5 protein-coding genes and 1 pseudogene are annotated in these 16,738 nt (G+C 67.8%); 1 reads left to right on the top strand and 5 read right to left on the bottom strand.

The features are described 5' to 3' along the window. Nucleotides 1-29 precede the first annotated feature (29 nt). The 4 genes and pseudogenes from A5733_RS27815 to A5733_RS03840 all read right to left on the bottom strand — a co-directional run. Nucleotides 30-494, bottom strand: a pseudogene (locus tag A5733_RS27815) (hypothetical protein); the annotation flags it as partial. A gap of 143 nt (nt 495-637) precedes the next feature. Beyond that, on the bottom strand, nt 638-1,570 hold the full coding sequence (locus tag A5733_RS03830; RefSeq protein ID WP_233152608.1) for a GGDEF domain-containing protein: 933 nt from the start codon (nt 1,568-1,570) through the stop codon (nt 638-640). A gap of 35 nt (nt 1,571-1,605) precedes the next feature. Beyond that, on the bottom strand, nt 1,606-2,241 hold the full coding sequence (locus A5733_RS03835; protein WP_076239142.1) for a DUF1361 domain-containing protein: 636 nt from the start codon (nt 2,239-2,241) through the stop codon (nt 1,606-1,608). A gap of 97 nt (nt 2,242-2,338) precedes the next feature. Further along, nucleotides 2,339-4,177 (bottom strand): acyl-CoA dehydrogenase, encoded by a 1,839-nt coding sequence (locus A5733_RS03840; protein WP_076239143.1) that lies wholly within the window; start codon nt 4,175-4,177, stop codon nt 2,339-2,341. A gap of 236 nt (nt 4,178-4,413) precedes the next feature. Between A5733_RS03840 and A5733_RS03845 the strand changes: the two genes are divergently transcribed. Continuing rightward, nucleotides 4,414-5,514, top strand: coding sequence for a dihydrodipicolinate reductase (locus A5733_RS03845; RefSeq protein ID WP_076239144.1), 1,101 nt, complete (start codon nt 4,414-4,416; stop codon nt 5,512-5,514). Between the two features lie 50 nt (nt 5,515-5,564). Here A5733_RS03845 and A5733_RS03850 read toward each other — a convergent pair whose 3' ends face one another. Beyond that, the gene (locus tag A5733_RS03850; protein ID WP_076239145.1) at nt 5,565-16,619 is read right to left on the bottom strand and encodes a type I polyketide synthase; all 11,055 of its coding nucleotides are present in this window, start codon (nt 16,617-16,619) and stop codon (nt 5,565-5,567) included. Between the last annotated feature and the right edge of the window lie 119 nt (nt 16,620-16,738).

Genomic DNA, 16,738 nt, shown 5'->3' on the forward strand with positions numbered 1-16,738 from the left:
TGCTCAGTCGACCCAGGCGCGCCGGCTGGTCGCCCGGACGCGGCTGTTGGTCGCGTTGTGCGGCCCGCGCAAGGTGCGGCGGGTGCCTGCCCATCATGCCGGCGACGGTCGTCGCGGTTGATGCGCCGGTTGAGCACCCGCTCGTCACGCTTGGTCAGCGTGCGATTACGCCGGACCAGCAGATCCAGCTGCTGCCAGCTCAATCCGTCGAGTTCACCATCGGTGTCGTGGGTGGCGACGACGACGCAGCCGCGCAGCAGCGGTACGGTCTTGGCGCTGAAAGTGGTTGTGGCCAACAAGAGTTCAGTGGCACGTCGGTTGGCGAGACGTTGGCACCCGTGGCTTGACGGGCTGAACCAGAAGTCGAACTGCCGGTCGGCTGAGGTCAGCGATTGCAGTCCGTGGTCATGGACGAGTTGGTCGATGTCGGCGGTGGTGTAGGCCCGGGTTTCATAGATGGCGCCATTGACGCTGAAATATAGGACGGTGTTCATGGTGATGGTCCATTCGACTCTTTCTTCTTGTGCGGTCGCGGGTCCGCTCCGCTGTTACTGAAGTTACCCATGTGGCAAATGGGATAAACCTCGATAACGATTCCGAAACGCAATCCGCTGGCGCAGAGGCGGGGGAACGGCTGCTAAATGATGCCTTTACGCTGCCGCTTGCGCTGGTACAGGCTTCTGTCCGCGGATTCCATTAGTCGCGCGAATACCCGGATGTCGCCCGGTGGCCCGACGGAAAGGCCGGTGCTGACGTAGACCGGCCCCAGGTTGGCGAGATCGTCGGCCATCGCGGCCGCCTGTTGCGCATCCAGGCCGGCGGTCACCGCCACGAATTCGTCGCCGCCGAGCCGGCCCAGCACCGCAGAGCCGGGCAATCGGGAACGCCATGACCGGGCCAGCTGGACCAACACGTGATCTCCCGCTGCATGGCCGCCTTGATCGTTGATCGACTTGAAGTCATCGATGTCGAGCAGGATCACCGCCAGCATCTCTCCACGCCGGCGGGCCCGCGCGGCCAGGTTCTCGACCTCCCGTTCCACACCGGTCCGGTTCCACACCGACGTCAAAGGATCCCGCAGGGCGGCATCCAGGAGTGCCGCATGCAGCAGCCCGAGCACCTCGGCTGCGCCCACAATGGACACCGTGAAGAGCAGCAGCCACAGCGCCGGCACCACGGCGGGCGCAATCAGCAGGGCGGCCACGGACGCCGCCGCCAGTAGTGCCGCGATCACCCGCGCGGTGGAAGGCCGGTGCCAGCTGCGCACCAACACCGCCAGGAACATCAGGGGAATCAGCGACCACACCTGCGCCACCGCCAGACGATGCGTCAGCAACGCGGCGACGGGTGCGGCCGCCGCGCAGCCCAGCACCACGAGGTAGCGCGGCCCGACAATCGGCCCGCGCCCAGCGACGACCAGCCCGAGCCCGCACAACACCACCGCGATCCATTCGCCGCGCGCGTCATCCCGGCCCAACGATGTCACGGCGGCCAGCAGATAGAGCACCAGCAGGATCGCCAGGTAGCTCAACAGCATCCGATGCCGAAGCACCTCACCGAAACGTGGCACACCGCAATTCTGGACCCTGGCGGCGGCCTGCTCGGTCAGGTTCGTAACCCGTTGAGTGCCCACACCGTCAGATAGGCCAGCCCGAAGAACGCCGCAACGGCGATCGCGACGCCCGTCGACTGGACGTAGGACAGCGGGGAGCGCACCCATTCGAATGTCGCCGCCACCACCGCGTCGGGGCGGGTGACCAGGTCCCAGGAGTTCCACCGTTGGAACCGGCCGATCACCACGCCGACCGCGCACAGTGCCACCGACGCCACCACGGCCAGCCAGCCCCAGAACGCACCGAATTCGTCGTCCAGTCGCCGATGTACGAGCAGTAGCGACACCACGCCGAGCAGGATTCCCGTCCACGCGGCGAACCCGTATTGCAGCACGTGGCGCCACAATTCGTAGCCCTCACCGAGATGCACAAGGTCGGTGACCAGGTAGGGGGAATTCGGCAGGAACGCCAGCCAGACCAGGCCGAGGGGCAACAACCACAGCCGGCGCTCCACCAGATCGAAAGCCACCGCGCAGATCATCGGGATCCAGGCCAGAATCAGATTCCACACCAGGAACTTGGTCGGGTAGGACATCGGGGCGGACGGATCGGTGATCCCGAGAGCGAGGGTCAGCGCCGTCGTCGCCATCAGCGAGACGACCAGCAGGATGCCGCGGGCTTCGGTCATGTGATCAGTGTGCCTGGTCGCGTCACGGTTGCCGCCCGAGCGCGCGAAAACCCCCAATTCCGCAGGGAAAAGGGGGCTTTCGCGCTACTCGTGAGGTCTAGAACGCAGCCTCGTCGAGTTCCATCACCTCGTTGTCGAGGGTCTCGATGACCTGGCGGGTGCTGCTCAGCAGCGGCAGCATGTTCTTGGCGAAGAACGACGCGGCCGCGATCTTGCCTTCGAGGTAGCTGCGCTCGTCACCGGTAGCGCCGGCGTCGAGCTTCTCGATCGCCACCGCGGCCTGGCGAGCCAGCAGCCAGCCAAGCAGCAGGTCGCCGACCGACATCAGGAAGCGCACCGAACCCAGGCCCACCTTGTAGATGCTGGCCTGGTCCTCTTGCGCGGCCATCAGGTAGCCGGTCAGGCTGGCGGCCATGCCCTGCACGTCCTCCAGCGCGGTGGCCAGCAGGGCGCGCTCGGTCTTCAGTCGGCCGTTGCCGGTCTCGTTCTTGATGAACTGCTCGATCTCACCGGAGACGAAGGCCAGCGCCTGGCCCTTGTCGCGGACGATCTTGCGGAAGAAGAAGTCTTGCGCCTGGATGGCGGTGGTGCCCTCGTAGAGCGAGTCGATCTTCGAGTCGCGGACGTACTGCTCGAGCGGGTAGTCCTGCAGGAAGCCGGAGCCACCGAAGGTCTGCAGCGACTCCTGGCCCAGCAGGACGAAAGCCCGCTCGGACCCGCAGCCCTTGACGATCGGCAGCAGCAGGTCGTTGACCTTGTGCGCCAACTCGGGCTCGATGCCGTGGACAGCCTTGGCGACGTCCTCGTCCTGGAAGGTCGCGGTGTACAGGTAGACGGCGCGCATGCCCTCGGCGTAGGCCTTCTGGGTCATCAGGCTGCGACGCACGTCGGGGTGATGGGTGATGGTGACGCGCGGGGCGGTCTTGTCCATCATCTGGGTCAGGTCGGCGCCCTGCACCCGCTCCTTGGCGTACTCGAGAGCGTTGAGGTAGCCGGTCGACAGGGTGGCGATGGCCTTGGTGCCCACCATCATTCGTGCCTGCTCGATCACGTCGAACATCTGCGCGATGCCGTTGTGAACCTCGCCGACGAGCCAGCCCTTGGCGGGCGTGCCGTGCTGACCGAAGGTGAGCTCACAGGTGGTGGAGACCTTCAGGCCCATCTTGTGCTCGACGTTGGTGACGAAGACGCCGTTGCGCTCGCCCAATTCGCCGGTCTCGAAGTCGAAGTGGTACTTCGGCACGAAGAACAGCGACAGACCCTTGGTGCCCGGGCCTGCGCCCTCGGGGCGGGCCAGCACCAGGTGCATGATGTTCTCGAACATGTCGTCGGAGTCGGCGGAGGTGATGAAGCGCTTCACGCCGTCGATGTGCCAGGAGCCGTCCTCCTGCTGCACGGCCTTGGTGCGGCCGGCGCCGACGTCGGAGCCCGCGTCGGGCTCGGTGAGGACCATGGTGGCGCCCCAGCCGCGCTCAGCGGCCAGCACGGCCCACTTCTTCTGCTCGTCGGTGCCGTTGTTGTAGAAGATCTCGCACATGCCCGCGCCCATCGCGTACATGTACGCCGCGGGGTTGGCGCCGAGGACGTGCTCGATCACGGCCCACTGCAGGGCGCGCGGCACCGGCATACCGCCGAGTTCCTCGGACAGGCCGACCTTGTCCCAGCCACCTTCGAGCAGCGCGCGCATCGACTTCTTGAACGACTCGGGCAGCTTCACGCTGTGGGTCTTGGGATCGAACACCGGCGGGTTGCGATCGCCATCGGCGAACGATTCGGCGATCGGTCCCTCGGCCAGACGGGCGATCTCCGCGAGCATCTCACGCGCCGAGTCCTGGTCGAGATCGGCGAACTTGCCGGAGCCGAACACCTTGTCGATGCCGAAGACGTCGAACAGGTTGAATACCTGGTCGCGGACATTGCTCTTGTAGTGGCTCACTTTTCCTCCTCGTGAGAATGCCACCTGAGGTTGGGTACTTCGGATAAGTTACCCACCAGTAACTGCGGCTAACTATACCGTTCAGTAACTTCAACGCAAAGAAACTCTGAGCAATTTCTGGCAGCTAACCAACCCAGCGGTTGATCGAGGTTTGTAGCCACTCATCGCAGCACCGCTGACCTGTGGTTTTGGTTCATTGTGACGATCCTCACGAATTTGGCCACTAGGGTGACCGGATGCGTCGAATCGCGGTGTGGGGCACGGGAAACATGGGCGCGACGGCGATCAGATCGGCCACGGCGTTCCCGGGCCTGCAACTGAGCGCGGTCATCACGTCGTCCGAGGACAAAGCCGGTGGTGACGCCGCGGCGTTCGCCGGGCTCGACGCCCCGACCGGCGTCATCGCCACCACCGATGTCGACACGGCGCTTGCCCAGTGCGACGCCGTTGCCTACATGGCCTCGGGTGACATTCGTCCCGACGAGGCCATCGCCGACATCGAACGGTGCCTGCGGTCGGGTGCGCACGTCGTCACGCCGTCGCTCTACTCCCTCTACGACCCGGTCTCGGCGCCGGCCGAATGGGTCGAGCGGCTGACCGCCGCCGCGGTCGAGGGATCCGCGACGCTGCTGGTCAGCGGTGTCGACCCGGGTTGGGGCAACGACGCGCTGGCCGTCACCGCCGCCAGTCTCTGCACCCGGATCGACACGATCTGCTGCCAGGAGATCTTCGACTACTCCACCTACAACCAGCCCGAGGCAGTGCGGGTGCGCTGCGGATTCGGCGGCTCGATGGACGAGGTGCCGCTGATGCTGTTGCCCTCGATCCCGACGATGGTGTGGGGCGGAAACGTTCGGATGATCGGCCGCGGACTCGGGCTGGAGATCGACGAGATCACCGAGGATGTGCAGCGCAGACCGCTCGACGAAGCGATCGACACCGTCATGGGCCGCTTCGAGCAAGGCACTCAAGGTGCCTTCTGGCTCAAGGTGATCGGCTGGTCAAATGGCCGACAGCGCATCGTCATCGACCACATCACCCGCATCCACCCGTCCTGCGCCCCGGACTGGCCACAACCCGACGAAGGTGTCGGCGACCACCGGGTGATCATCGACGGCGACCCGCAGCTGACCATCGTGACCCGCGCCGACGTACCCGGCGGGACTCGCGCCGACGGCGGCAACACCACCGCGGCCAACCGGCTACTCGGGGCCGTCAACTGGCTGGCCGAACAAAAGCCGGGCATCTACGACGGGCTCGACGTGCCACTCCATCAACCGCTGCCCGCCGAGGTCGCCGCCACCCGCTGGGTCACCTCACCCGCCGAGCAGACGTAAACCCGTAACAAATCAAGGGATTTGGTACGGGTTTACGTCTGCTCGCGGGGCTAGTCTGCGGCCGGGGTCTCCGTCTCCGGCGAATCCGCCGCGTCCGCATCGGGCAGCTGGCCCACCAGATATTCGGCGAGGCCGCCGATGGTCGGGTAGTCGAACACCGCCGTGGCGTTGAGCGTGAACTTTCCGCCGAACTGGCTGTGCAGCCGGTTGCGAAGTTCGATCGCCATCAGTGAGTCCGTGCCGAGATCCAGGAACCGGCTGGTCGCCGCCGGCGGTTGGGCCAGGCGCAGGAAGTTCTGCACCTCCTTCTGCAGGAACTCGGTGACGAACCCGGCCCGCTGCGGCACCGGGATCTCGAGCAGCTGCTTGAGCACCTCGCTGTCACCGACAACCTCTCCCGCGGCACTCGGCAACACGAGGTCGAGGATCGGCGGACGCGAACTGCCCAGCACCTTCGCGGCGCGTTGCCAGTTGGCCTTGAGCACGGTGGCCTGACCGGTTCCGTTGGCGACGACTTCGGCGAGCGCGGCCAGCGCCGCCGACGGATCCAGCGGAATCAGGCCTTGCGCACTGATGTTCGCCGTCGCCGCCTCCGAGGAGGCCATGCCGCCCTGGGCCCACGGGCCGAAGTTGACCCCGGTGGCCGGCAGACCCTGCGCCCGGCGCTGTGCCACCAGGCCATCGAGCCACGCATTGGCTGCCGCGTAATTCGACTGTCCCGGTGAACCGAACAGGCTGGACACCGACGAGGACACGATGAAGAAGTCCAGATCGTCGTCCCTCGTCAACCGGTCCAGGTGGCTGGCACCAAAAGCCTTGGGCGTCAACGTGGTCCGGAACCGCTCCAGGCTCTGCTGACCGAGCAGCGCATCGTCGAGCACACCCGCCAGATGCGCCACACCGGCCAACGGGGGCAACTCGGTTCGGATCCGCTCCAGTAGCTTCGCCACCTCGGCCTCGACCCCGACGTCAGCGGTAAAGACGTGAATACGGGTCTTGTAGCGCTCGGTGATCTCCTCGATCAACGTTTGTGCGTCCGAGTCGGGCGCACGCCGGCTGGTCAGGACGATGTCGCCGGCACCGAGCTGGGCCAGATATGCCGCCGTGTGCAGGCCGATCGCACCGAGTCCGCCGGTGATCAGATAGCTGCGATCGGGCTTCGGCTGCAATGGGTTCGGCATCTGCACCACGATCTTGCCGATGTGCCGGGCCTGCTGCATGCGGCGGAATGCCGCCCTGGCTTCGGTGAGTGGGTAGATCTCGGCTGGGAGCGGCGTCCACTCCGTTTCCGACGAGCGCTTGCGCGAGGAGTCGTCGGCTGGGGCCAGGCCCTCGGATACCTCGGTGAGCAGATCGCGAATCCGATCGGGCTCGGTGAACATCACGGTGTCCAGCGCGACGATCTCGTAGGCGATGTCGGGCCGGGCCTCGGTCATCTGCTCCGATGACCAGATGTCGCGCTTGGCGATCTCGGCGAAGCGGCCATTCGGGGCGGTGGCCCGCAGCGTCGCCTCGATGAACCCTTCGCTGGTGAGGCTGTTGAGCACCACATCCACACCCGCACCGTCGGTGTCGGCCAGGATCTGATCGGCGAAGTCGGTTGTGCGCGAGTCGTAGACGTGCTCGACCCCGAGCTTGCGCAGCGTCGACCGCTTGAAGGTGCTCGCGGTGGCGAACACCGTGGCGCCCTTGGCCTGCGCCATCTGGATGGCGGCCAGGCCCACACCACCGCTGGCGGCGTGGATGAGGACCTTGTCCCCGGGCTTGAGTTGCGCCCAGTCGAACGCCAGCCGGACCGTCAGCGCCGCGGCGGGGATCGTCGCGGCCTCCACCGCGCTGATCCCGTCCGGTATCGGTGCCAGGAACTGTGCCGGCGCGTTGAACCGACTGGAGAACGCCCCCTGCATCGAGCCGTAGACACGTTGCCCCACGTCGACTCCGGTGACGCCCTCACCCAATTGCGTGACGATACCGGCGAAGTCACCACCGATCGGTCCGGGATCACCCGGGTAGAGACCCAGAACGTTGAGCACATCGCGGAAGTTGAGGCCCGCCGCCTCCACGCGGACCTGCACGTAGCCCTCGTCGGGTGCCGGCACGTCCTTCTCGGTGATCCGCAAGTTGTCGATCGCGCCGCGCTCGGTGGGCGCCAGCACGTAGTCACCGCCACGCGGGACCGTCAGATGCCCGCTGCGCGCCCACGGCAACAATCGCGACGCCAGCAGCTTCCCTTGGCGCATCGCGATTTCCGGCTCGTCGACCGGCGTGGCCAACAGCGTTGCCAGCATCTGCACGGCCTCGGGTGAACCGTCGACGTCGACGAGCTTGGCGCGCAACGCCGGTTCCTCGTTGATCGTCGTGCGTCCGAAGCCCCACAGCGCACTCTGCACCGGATCGACCGGCTCACCGGACTCGGTGGCCACACCGCGCTCGGTGACGATCCACAACCCGCCGGGCAGTTTCTGTCCGCCCTGCACGGTGTGCACCGCGGACAGCAGATTCTCGATCTCGTTCTCCAGCCGCGCGGACGCGTCGGCAGCGGATTCGGTTATGCCTGGCGCACCGGCCCGCCACACCACACCGGAGAACGGCAGGCCACGCTCCTGAGCCTGAGTCAGCAGCTGTCCCAACAGTTCCGGATCGGCGGCCTGGTTGGCCGGGATGCAGCCCGGAATTTGTGCCGCCAGCTCGTCGAACCCGGCGATCAGCCAGGTGCCGGCGGCGGTTTCGGACCCGTCCTCGGTCGCGGGCGGAGGCGGCAATTCGTTCCAGCCAAGCGTGTAGAGCAGCCGGGTGGCGTCCCCGCCGAGGCCGCGCAGCAAGGCTTCCCGCGGCGCGCGTTTGACGGTGAACTCGCGAATCCCGCCGAGGTGACGGCCATCCCGATCCAGATACTCCAGATCGAACACCTGGGTTTCGCTATCCAGGGCGCTCTCGTGCCACCGGGCGCGGCAGTAGAAGCGCCGCGGCATCTTCTCCTTCAGCGTCACCTGCCCGTACCGCAGCGGCAGGAACAGATCGTTTACCCCCTGCTCCGCGGCGAGCAGCGCCGGGAAGGCCGGGAACGCCACACCGGTGCACAAATCCATCAGCACCGGGTGCATCGGCTCGGTGCCCAGTTGTTCGGCGAGTTCGGCACCGACCAGGATGTCGCCGATCGCCTCACCCTCCCCGAGCCACAACGACTTCAGGGAACCGGACCAGGTCGGTCCCCAGGCCAGCTCCAGGTCGGCGAAGGTCTCGAACAGTTCCTGTGGACGCATCCGCTCCAGGCGTTCGATCGCCTCGTCGACGGGATCGCTGTCGGCAGCCGGCTCGTCGGCGCCGTCTTCCACACCGGACACGACGGTGCCCTCGGCGTTCAACGACCATTCCGCATCCCGCTCGCCGTACGGGCGGCTGTGTACCTGGAACGTCCATTCACCGCCGGTCTCCACGGGATGCAGCGTCAACTGCACCTCTCGGGAGCTCTTCTCCGGCAAGATGATCGGCTCGTAGAAGAACACATCCTTGGCCCGCGCCGGGGTGCCGACCGCGGCCAGCGCCATAGCCGCGTAGGTGGCGCCGGGGACGACGACGGTGCCGTAGATGACGTGATCGGACAGCCACGGTTGCGACTTGACGGACAACCGGCTGGTGTAGACCGAGTCGCCGGATGCGAGATCCTTACCGCTGCCGAGGATTCCGGAGCCGCCGGAGCCCACCCCGCCTTCGACAGCGATCGCCCCGCCCTTTGGCCAGAAGCGGCGACGCTGGAACGGATAGGTGGGCAGTTCGACCCGTCGGCCCGGCCCGCCATGCACGGCGGCGAAATCGGGCCGGTGCCCGCCGACGTAGGCCGCGGCCAGCGCGTCGGCGATCTGACGGCGGTCATCTACGCCCTTGCGCAGCGAGACGATGGCTCGCGGCGCAGGGAGATGTTCGGGCCACACCTGCACCGCGGCCCCGGTCAGCACCGGCTGCGGACCGATCTCCATCAGCACCGAGCAGCCCAGCGCCGCCACGGTGCGCACGCTTTCGGAGAACTGCACGGGCTGGCGGGAATGGCGTCGCCAGTACTGGGCGTCGATCACGGTCTGGGCGGTGAGCACCGCGCCGGTGCGGTTGCAGACCAGCGGCAACGTCGGTGCCGCGTACTGGACTTGGGCCGCAAACGATTCGAATTCATCGAGCACCGGATCGAGTAGTTCGGAGTGGAAGGCGTGGCTGGTCTGCAGCCAGGTGCAGCGAATGCCCTCCTCCTCGAACCTGGCGACCGCCTTCTCCAGATCCTCACCCGGACCGGACAGCACGGTGTTGGGCCCGTTGTAGGCACCGACCGACACCCGCGGGAACTCGCCGGAGATCTGCTCGACCTGCTTGGGGTCGGTGAACACCGCCACCATGCGCCCACCCTCGGGCAGGCTGCCGAACAGCCGGCCGCGGTGGGCCATCAGCCGGGCGCCGTCCTCGAGGCTGAACACCCCGGCGACGCAGGCCGCCGCGTACTGCCCGACGCTGTGCCCCAGCACCACGTCGGGTTGGATGCCCCAGGACTGCCACAGCCGGGCCAGGCCCATCTCGACGGCGAAGAGCGCCGGTTGCGCATACGAGGTGTGCCGCAGCGTTTCCGCCGCCTCACCACCGGTGGCGAACATGACCTCCAGCAGCGGCTTGGGCAGGATGTCGGCGACCGCTTCGGCACAGCGGGACACGGTTTCGGCGAAAACCGGTTCGGCGTCGAACAATTGACGTGCCATCCCCGGATGTTGACTGCCCTGACCGGTGAACAACCAGGCCGTCGTCGGGTGATTCGTGTGCTCACCGCGGAGCACACCGGGTCGCGTGCGGTTCTCGGCCAGGTCGGCCAGACCCATGCGGGCGTCGTCGATCGAATCGACGACCAGCGCGGCGCGGTGCTCGAAGTGGGAGCGGCCCGTTCCGGCGGTCAGGCACACATCGGCGATGTCGACGTCCGGGTGGGCGTCCAGCCAGTTCTCGTAACGGCGGGCCAGGGACACCAGTGCTTCCGGTGACCGGGCCGACAGCGCAAGCACATTGGCGGTGGACTGCTCGGCGGGGTCGACGGGTGCCGGGTCGTCGCCCGCGGCGGGCGCCTCCACCGTGGCAGTCGGTGCCTCTTCGATGAGCACATGGGCGTTGGTGCCGGTGAATCCGAAGGAGCTCACCCCGGCCCGACGCGGCCGGCCGTTGGTCTGCCACGGCAGCGCCTCGTTGACCACCCGCACCGACAGGGAGTCCCACGGAATGTGCGGCGACGGGTTGTCGAAGTGCAGGCTCTGCGGCAACACCTCGTTCTGCAAGGACAGCACGACCTTGATCAATCCGGCGGCGCCCGAGGCGGATTCGGTGTGGCCGATGTTGGTCTTCACCGAGCCCATCAGCAGGGGCCGATCGGCGGCGCGGGAGCCGCCATAGGCGGCCGCGGCCGCCTGGACCTCGATCGGGTCACCCAGTGGCGTGCCGGTGCCGTGTGCCTCGAGGTAGTCGACGTCACCGCCGGACAGTCCGGCGCGGGCCAGCACCGAGGTGATGAGCCGTTGCTGCGCACCGCCGTTGGGCACGGTCAGGCCGCTGGACGCACCGTCCTGATTCACCCCGCTGGCCGGGATGACGGCGCAGATTCGGTCGCCGTCGCGTTGGGCGTCACTGAGTCTCTTGAGCACGAGGATGCCGCAGCCTTCGCTGCGCACGTAACCGTCGGCGGAGGCGTCGAACGTCTTGCAGCGCCCGACCGGGGACAGCATCCTGGCGCGGGAGGCGGCGATGACGGTCACCGGGCTCAGCAGCACGTTGACCCCACCGGCCAGGGCCATGTCGCAGTCCCCGGAGTGCAACGCCTGCACGGCCTGATGCACGGCCACCAGCGCCGAGCTGCAGGCGGTGTCCACGGCCACTGCCGGGCCTTCGAAGCCGAGGGCGAAGGCCACCCGGCCCGAGATGGCGTTGAGGGCGTTACCGGTGATGAAGTGCGGTTCGATCTTGTCGATCGGTTCGGCCGACAACAGGTGCGCGTACTCGTTGGCGGCCACCCCGGTGAAGATGCCGGTCCGGCTGCCGCGCAAGCTGGCCGGTGAGTACCCGGCTCGCTCCAGGCCCTCCCACACCGTTTCGAGCATCAGCCGCTGCTGCGGTTCTATCCACACCGCTTCGCGGGGTGAGATACCGAAGAACTCGGGATCGAATCCGTCGATGCCATCCAGGAATCCGCCGAAGCGGGTGTAGGTCTTGCCCGGGGCGTCTGGGTCGGGATCGTAGAACTCGTCGATGTCGAACCGGTCCTCCGGGACTTCCCGGATCGCGTCGACACCACCGGACAGCACGTCCCAGAACGCTTCGGGGTTGGGCGCTCCGGGGAAGCGGCACGACACCGCGATGATCGCGATCGGATCGTCGGTGCGCGAGGCCACCGATGCCGGTGCCGCCGCGGCAGGCGCCTGCTCACTGAGTCCGAGCACGTCGCCGAGCAGCCAGTCGGCCGCATCGGACAACCGTGGGTGATCCATCACCAGGGTGACCGGAATCTCGTGGCCCAGACCGGTTTCCAGGCGGCGCCGAAGTTCGACGGCCATCAGTGAATCCATGCCGAGGTCGAAGAACCCGGCGTCCTCACGGATCTCGGCAGCGTCCACGCGGGTCACCTCGGCCACGGCGTCGCGCAGGTAATCGGTCAGCAGCTTCTTGCGCTGCTGCACCGGCGCACTTGCCAGCCGTTCGACCAGCTGAGTCTTGCCGGACGCGGTGGCGACCCCGGCTGCGGACGACTGGGTGGGCACTTCGCGTTCCAGCTCCGCGAGGAACGCCCGCCGCCCGGCCTGCTGGTAGAGCGGTAGGAAACGCGCCCAGTCGACCCGGGCGATGACGCCCTGGGCCAGTCCCTGGGTCGAGCCCTGCCCCGCCGACGCCACCACATCGGCCAGGCCGGCCAGCGCGTCGGCCGGCGACAGCGTGCGGATTCCGCGCTGTTCCAGTCGTGCCCGGGATTCCGCGTCGGCCATGCCCGCCGACCAGGGGCCGAAGTTGACGCTGGTCGCAGCGACGCCGTGGTCCCGCAGCCGCCAGGCCAGGCCGTCCAGGAAGGCGTTGGCTGCGCTGTAAGCGGTCTGCCCGAATCCGCCCCACACCGAGGCGATCGAGGAGGTGTTGACGAAGAAGTCGAGCTTCAGGTCCGCGGCGGCCTCACTCAGATGCCAGGCGCCCCAGACCTTTCCGGAGAAGACGCGGTCGACTTCGGCGTCGGTCAGGTCGCTGATCGCGGTGGTGCTGTTCTCGCCGGCGGCGTGGACGATGCCGGCCAGCGGCGGCAGTTCGGCACGTACGGTGGCGAGCAACCGTGCGACGTCGTGTGCGTCGGCGACGTCAGCGGTGATGACCCGGACGGTGCAGCCGTACTGCTCGCTCAGCGTGTCGATGCGCTGCTGAGCGGTCTCACCGGCCGGGCGCCGGCTGGTCAGCACCAGCTGTTTGGCGCCGTGGGCGGCCAGGTATGCGGCGACCTCCAGCCCGATGGCGCCGAGGCCTCCGGTCACGAGGTAGCTCGCGTCGTCGCGCAGCGGCAGCGGCGTACCGCTGGGCAGCTGCTCACGCCGGACCAGCCGCGGAACGTAGACCGCGTCATCACGCAGCGCGATCTGGTCCTCGCGGGCGGCCGCATCCTGCGGCGTGGTCACCCGGTCGATGAGTCGCGACCACTCGTCGGCGCTGCCGTCGTGCAGATCGGCCAACCCGCCCCACAGCTGCGGAAGCTCCAGGGCCGCGGCCCGCCCGAAACCCCACAGGCAGCTCTGGTCCGGCGCCACGGTGTCGGTGTCGGTGTCGGTGTCGGTGTCGGTGACGCGTTGTGCGCCGCGGGTCGCCACCCAGATGGGGCTGCGCAGTTCGGCGGCCGCCGCGGCACGGAACAGCCGCAGCGTCCCGCCCAGGATCCGGTGCTGCATCCGCAACAACGACTGCATCGACGGTGCGCTCTCGGAGTCGACCGCCGCCACGTGCAGAACGTGCAGCGGCGCATCGTCGGCTGCCGCCGCACGCAACACCTCGGCCAGGTCTGCCTCGTCGGCCTCAGAGTCCGGCAACCCCACGAACCGGTGCTGGTGACCACGCGCGCTCAATGCCTCGGCCAGCGGTTGCACTGCCGCGGACTCCTCGCCGATCAGGATCCAGGTGGCCGCGCCGGCGGCCGGGCCGGACAGTGCGGCGGGGGACTTCTGCCAGCGGAACTCGTACCGGTCGTCGGCGATGGATTGTGTGGTGCGTTGGCGGTTGTGTTGGGCGGCAAGCTTGGTCAGCACATCCACGACCTGGCGGTCGCCGCTGTCCCCGCCGATCAGGGTCGCCAACTCGTCGAGCCGGCCATCCTCGAGCAGGCGTACGGCCTCGGTCCGCGGACCGCCGAGATGCTGGAGCTGGTTGGGGCGTTCCCGGTCGTCGCGGTACCAGTACTGGCGGTGCTCGAAGGGATAGGTCGGCAGGTCGAGCTTGCGGGCGTGGGCGGGGCGCAGCGCGTCGAAATCGGGCAGGTGCCCCAGGACGTACGCGTCGGCGAGGGCTTCGGTGATCTGGCGGTGATCGGTGGTGTTGCGGCGCAGCGAGGTGATCACCCGCGGCGCGGTGGCCGGGTCGGGCCAGGCGCTCAGGGCGGCCGCGGTGAGCACCGGGCGCGGGCCGATCTCCAGCAGCAGCTTGCAGTTCAGGTCGGCCAGTGTCTGCACGCTCTTGGCGAACTCCACCGGTTGCCGCGCGTGCCGGCGCCAGTAGGCACCGTCGAGCTTGACGCTGCGGCCCAGCGCGGCGCCGGTGCGGTTGTCGATCAGAATGCGTTGCGGGGCAGTGCAATCGACTCGGCTCGCGGCGGTTTCGAACTCATCGAGGATCGGCTCGAGCAGCGCCGAGTGGAACGCGTGGCTGGTCTCCAGCCAGTCACACCGCACGTTGTCGGTGGCCAAGCGGGCCACTGCCTGCTCCAGATCCGTTGCGGGCCCGGACAATACGGTGTTCGCACCGTTGTACGCGGCCACCGACAGGCTCGGGAACTCGTCGGTCAGGCCTTCGACCCGTTCCGCGTCGGCGAACACCGCGACCATCCGGCCACCGGCGGGCAGGCTGCCGAACAGCCGGCCGCGTTCGGCCATCAGCCGGGCGCCGTCCTCGATGCTGAACACGCCCGCGACGCAGGCCGCCGAGTACTGGCCGACACTGTGTCCGAGCACCACGTCCGGCTCGAAGCCCCAGGACTGCCAGAGCCGGGCCAGTCCCATTTCCACGGCGAACAACGCCGGCTGCGCGTAAGACGTCTGTCGCAGCGTCTCATCGCTGTCCGGCCCGTCGACATCGAAAATGACATCCAGCAACGGCTTTTCGAGAATACCATCGACGGCGACGGCGCAGCGCCGCACGGTCTCGGCGAACACCGGCTCGGTGTCGAACAACTCCCGGGCCATGCCCGGGTACTGGCTGCCTTGACCGGTGAACAACCAGGCCGTCTTGGGTTTGTCATACGATTCGCCGCGCACCAGGCCGGGTGCCGGGCGGTCGTCGGCGAGTGCCCCGAGCAATTCGAGGGCAGACTCGCGGGAGTTCACCACCAGGGCGGCCCGGTGCCCCAGATGTGCTCGTCCGGCGCCCGCGGTGTGGCACACGTCGGCCAGGCCGGCCTCCGGGTGCGCGGACAGCCAGCTGCGGTACTGATCGGCGAGCTGGAGCAGCGCGTCCGGAGTGTGCGCCGACAGCGGCAGGATGCTGAACTTTGCGCTCGACTGCTCGCTCGGTGTCGGGGCGACGGATTGCTCGGGAGCCTCTTCGAGGATCACGTGCGCATTGGTCCCGGCGAAGCCGAACGAACTGACCCCGGCGATCCGGGCCCGGCCGTTGCGTTCCCAGGGGATGGTTTCCTTCACCACCTCCACCGCCAGCCGATCCCACGGGATGTGCGGCGAGGGGTTTTCGAAGTTGAGGTGTTTGGGCAGCGTCTCGTTTTCCAGCGCCAGGATGACCTTGATGACGCCGGCGATGCCGGCGGCCGCCTCCAGATGCCCGATGTTGGTCTTGGCCGACCCGATCAGCAGCGGCCGGTCGGCTTCGCGCCCCGCACCCAGTACCGCGCCCGCGGCCTGGGCCTCGATCGGATCGCCCAACGACGTCCCGGTGCCGTGCGCTTCGAGGTATCCGACCTCGCTCGGCGACACGCCGGCGCGCCGGAGCGCATCGGCGATGACTCGTTGCTGGGCCACCCCGTTTGGCACGGTCAGGCCGCCTGATGCGCCGTCCTGGTTGATTGCGCTGCCGCGGATCACCGCGCGGATCCGGTCGCCGTCACGGACGGCGTCCTCGAGGCGTTTGATGACGATGACACCGCAGCCCTCGCCGCGCACATAGCCGTCTGCGGCGGCGTCGAACGTCTTGCACCGGCCGTCGGGGGCCAACATGTGAGCGTTGGAGAACGTGATCATCGTCGCCGGGGTGAGCAGGACGTTCGCGCCGCCGGCCAGGGCCAGGTCGCATTCACCCAGCTGCAACGCCTGGCAGGCCTGATGGATCGCCACCAGTGACGAGCTGCACGCGGTGTCGACGGCGACGGCCGGGCCCTGCAGGCCGAGCCGATAGCTGATCCGGCCGGCGGCCGCGGCGTTCGACGTCCCGATGGCCATGTAGGCCTCGATCTCGGGATAGGTCAGCTCGTCGGATGCCATGCCCAGGTAGTCGTGAGTGGCCAGCCCGACGAACACGCCGGTATTGGATTTCGCAAGAGAAGTCGGCGCGGTACCCGAGTGTTCCACTGCGCGCCAAGCGGTCTCGAGCAAAAGCCGGTGCTGCGGATCCATCAGCCGGACCTCGCGGGTCGACATGCCGAAGAACGGCGCGTCGAAACCCGTCACATCGTCGACGAATCCGGCTCGGCGGGTCACCACCTTGCCCGGTGCTCCGGGCTCGGGATCGAAGAATTCATCGACGTCCCAGCGATCTTCCGGAACCTCGGTTATCGCTTCACGGCCCTCGCGCAGAAGATCCCAGAATTGGTCGGCATCTTGGGCTCCGGGGAACCGGGCCGCATAGCCGACGATCGCGAAGCGTGGCGCGAGTTCGATTGGAAGATCGGCCGATTCCATGCCGGTGTACTCCTTGTATCGTCGGTCATGTCGCGGCCTGCAGCCGCATGTTTTGACCCCTGCGGCCACACGCCGCACGCCAACCCCCGTCGGACACTATTGCATGTGCATCGGTGACA

Origin of the sequence: Mycobacterium sp. NS-7484 (genome assembly GCF_001953975.1) — a bacterium.
Classification (GTDB): Bacteria; Actinomycetota; Actinomycetes; order Mycobacteriales; family Mycobacteriaceae; genus Mycobacterium.

Bases quoted from the DNA above. Each gene is read 5' to 3' on its own strand.
- A5733_RS03835 (WP_076239142.1), bottom strand. From the start codon at position 2,241: ATGACCGAAGCCCGCGGCATCCTGCTGGTCGTCTCGCTGATGGCGACG.
- A5733_RS03845 (WP_076239144.1), top strand. From the start codon at position 4,414: ATGCGTCGAATCGCGGTGTGGGGCACGGGAAACATGGGCGCGACGGCG.
- A5733_RS03850 (WP_076239145.1), bottom strand. From the start codon at position 16,619: ATGGAATCGGCCGATCTTCCAATCGAACTCGCGCCACGCTTCGCGATC.